1 protein-coding gene and 2 pseudogenes are annotated in these 3,100 nt (G+C 59.4%); all 3 read right to left on the bottom strand.

Annotated elements, in window-relative coordinates; genetic code table 11:
- Positions 1–343: pseudogene (locus tag JCM13995_RS13195) on the bottom strand (FAD-dependent oxidoreductase); the annotation flags it as partial.
- Positions 344–423: 80 nt separating this feature from the next.
- Entirely contained in the window at positions 424–2,508 is a 2,085-nt protein-coding gene (gene topA, locus JCM13995_RS13190) for a type I DNA topoisomerase (protein WP_054666468.1), read from the bottom strand.
- Positions 2,509–2,744: 236 nt separating this feature from the next.
- Positions 2,745–3,085, bottom strand: a pseudogene (locus JCM13995_RS14125) (DNA-processing protein DprA).
- Positions 3,086–3,100: the final 15 nt, after the last annotated feature.

Here is a 3,100-nt window from a genome sequence, read left to right as displayed (position 1 = left end):
TGGATGTGCGGGTTCGCCTTCAGCGCCGCGGTCACCCGGCGGAAAAGGGTTCGCGGTCCACGGCCAGCGCGCCGCCGGCCGGCACCGCATTGGCGTCGGCATTTTGCATGATCACCGAGTTCAGCCGCCGCATTTCCTCTTTGAGCAGGCCCACCGCGTTGGTAATCGCGTTGGCGCGCAGCGAGTTGGTGCAGACCAGCTCGGCAAACGCGCTGGTGTGGTGCGCCGGGGTCATTTCGACCGGGCGCATTTCGTACAGGTTCACGTCAACGCCGCGTTGGGCGATCTGCCACGCGGCTTCACTGCCGGCCAGGCCGGCGCCAATCACATTCACAGTGGGCATAAGCATCCTTCTTTTCTTTTTAAAAACGCCGCAGGGCAGCCCCCGCGGCGTTATCGTGCCCCAGCCTTCGCGCCGCGCGCTTAGGCCTTCACAGTTTCTTCTTTGTAATCATTATTCGGGCAGACCACTTGGACCTTGCCCCGGCTGCGCTTTTCGACTAGGAAGTGGCCGCACTTCGGGCAGTTGCGCCCAACCGGCTTATCCCAAGACACGAAGTCGCAGTCCGGGTAGCGCGAGCAGCCGTAGAACGTCCGGTTGCGCTTGGACTTGCGCTCGACGACCTGACCCTTGCCGCACTTCGGGCAAATCACGCCGATTTCCTTGGTGATGGCCTTGGTGTTGCGGCAGTTCGGGAACCGCGAGCAGGCGTAGAACTTGCCGTAGCGGCCAAGCTTTATGACCATCGGCGCGCCGCAGACATCGCAGTTAAAGCCGGCGGGCTCGTCCTTGATTTGGATCTTCTCGATGCCCTTTTCGGCGGTCGCGACTTCCCGCTTGAACGGCTGGTAGAAGTCATCGATGACCTTGACCCAGTGCGTCTTGCCGGTTTCGATCGAGTCAAGTTCGGACTCAACGGTCGCGGTGAACTTGATGTCGACAATGTCCGGGAAAAACTCGACGATCAGGTTGTTGACGATCTCGCCCAGCTCGGTAGGTTCAAAGCGCTTCGCCGTCATTTTGACGTAGTAGCGCTTCTCAATCGTCGCGATAGTCGGCGCGTAGGTCGACGGCCGCCCGACGCCGTTTTCTTCCAGCGCCTTGACCAGGTTGGCTTCAGAGTAACGGGCCGGCGGCTGGGTGAAATGCTGCGCCGGGTCGGTTTTGACCAGCATGGCCTCGTCGCCCACCTTGAGGTCCGGCAAGAGGTTGTCCTTGGCGGCCTCGTCGCGGCTGGAGACATACAGCTTCGTGAACCCGGCAAACTTGGTCTGACTCCCGTTGGCGCGGAAAGTGGCCTCGTTTTGCTGCAGGGTGACCTGCACCGTGTTGACCACGGACGGCGTCATTTCGCTGGCAACAAACCGGCTCCAGATCAGCCGGTACAGCTTCATCTGATCCTTGTCCAGGATCTTGCTGAGGCTTTCCGGCGTGCGGTAAGTGGACGACGGGCGAATGGCTTCATGGGCGTCCTGGGCGCCTTCCTGCATCTTGCCCTGGCGAATCTTAACCGCGGCGTACGGCTCGCCGTATTTTTCGTGGATAAACTTCGACGTTTCCGTCTTGGCGACGCTGGAGACACGGGTCGAATCGGTACGCATGTAGGTGATCAGACCGACCGTGCCTTGCTTGCCGCCGAGATTGATGCCTTCGTACAGCTGCTGGGCCAGCATCATCGTTTTGCGGGTCGGGAAGCCGAGCTTCCGGTTGGCTTCCTGCTGCATGGAACTGGTGGTAAACGGCGGCGCCGGGAACCGCTTGCGCTCTTTCTTCACCACATTGGTGATGGCAAACGGCTTCTTCTTGTCGATGCCGCGCAGGACGTCCTGCACTTTGTCGTTGTTTGGCAGCGGCGTCTTCTTGCCGTTCAGCCCGTAAAAGCTGGCGGCAAACTTAGCGCTTTTGCCCTTCTTGAACTCGGCGTCCAAGCTCCAGTACTCTTCCGGCTTGAAGTTGCGGATCTCGTTTTCGCGATCGATGATCAGCTTCAAGGCAACGGACTGCACACGGCCGGCACTCAGACCCTTTTTGACCTTCGACCAGAGCAGCGGGCTGATGGAATAGCCCACGATGCGGTCGAGAATACGGCGGGCCTGCTGGGCGTCGACCAGGTTCATGTCGATTGACCGCGGGCTCTTGAACGCGTTTTTAACGGTATCCTTGGTGATTTCGTTGAAGACAACCCGGTTCTTGTCCTTCGGGTCAAGGTTCAGGATGTGGCTGACGTGCCACGCAATGGCTTCCCCTTCACGGTCCGGATCGGCTGCAAGGTAGATGTGCTCGGCCTTGTTGGCGGCCTTCTTCAGGTCCTTGATGACGTCGCCTTTCCCACGGATAGAAATGTACTTGGGTGCATAATTATTGTCAAAATCGATCCCCATCTGGCTTTTCGGCAGGTCGCGAATGTGACCCAGACTGGCCACGACCTTGTAATTGCGACCGAGGTACTTCTCGATGGTTTTTGCTTTCGCTGGCGATTCCACAATGACCAAATTCTTGGCGGTCATGTGCGCCCCCCTTTCGTTGAGCAGTTGCCCAAAATCCTTGGCTATCATATTCGAGCCGGAGCGGCTTTGTCAAATGGAACTGGCAGAGCCCGGGCCACTGCAACTACGCAAAAGGGCTACTGGTCGCCCACTAGCCCACTGCGAGTTTCTTCTATATATATTGCTCGTTCACGGAAAAAAGTGCAACTCATCCGCAATATCCTGGCCGGTCGTGACCAGTTTGGCCCCGGCCTGGATCAGTAGATTGGACCTTCTCCGGTCGGCGCGTCGATGCGGTTGGGCAGCGCGAGCACCTCACGATTGTTCTGCAAGGCGTAGTTGGCCGTGATCAGGCTGCCGCTGTGCGCCGCGGCCTCCGTCACCAGCACGCCATGCGCCAAGCCGGCAATGATGCGGTTGCGCGCGACGAACTGGAACTTCTGCGGCTGGGTGCCTGGCGGATACTCGCTAAGCACCAGCCGTTCTCGGCGATGAGCTGTTGCAGCTGATGGTGGACCGGCGGGTACGTGACGTCCAAACCCGTGGCAATTACTGCCACTGTGGGCCAGCCTTTGCTAAGCGCAAAGCGGTGCGCCATGCCATCAGCGCCGGC

This window comes from Lacticaseibacillus camelliae DSM 22697 = JCM 13995, from assembly GCF_001311195.1.
In the GTDB taxonomy this organism is placed as follows: Bacteria; Bacillota; Bacilli; order Lactobacillales; family Lactobacillaceae; genus Lacticaseibacillus; species Lacticaseibacillus camelliae.
The sequence above is the reverse complement of the archived record's forward strand: the minus strand, read 5'-3'. Positions and strand labels throughout refer to the sequence as shown.

Excerpts from the sequence above, each read along its gene's own strand:
- topA (WP_054666468.1), bottom strand. The coding sequence starts at position 2,508 with ATGACCGCCAAGAATTTGGTCATTGTGGAATCGCCAGCGAAAGCAAAA.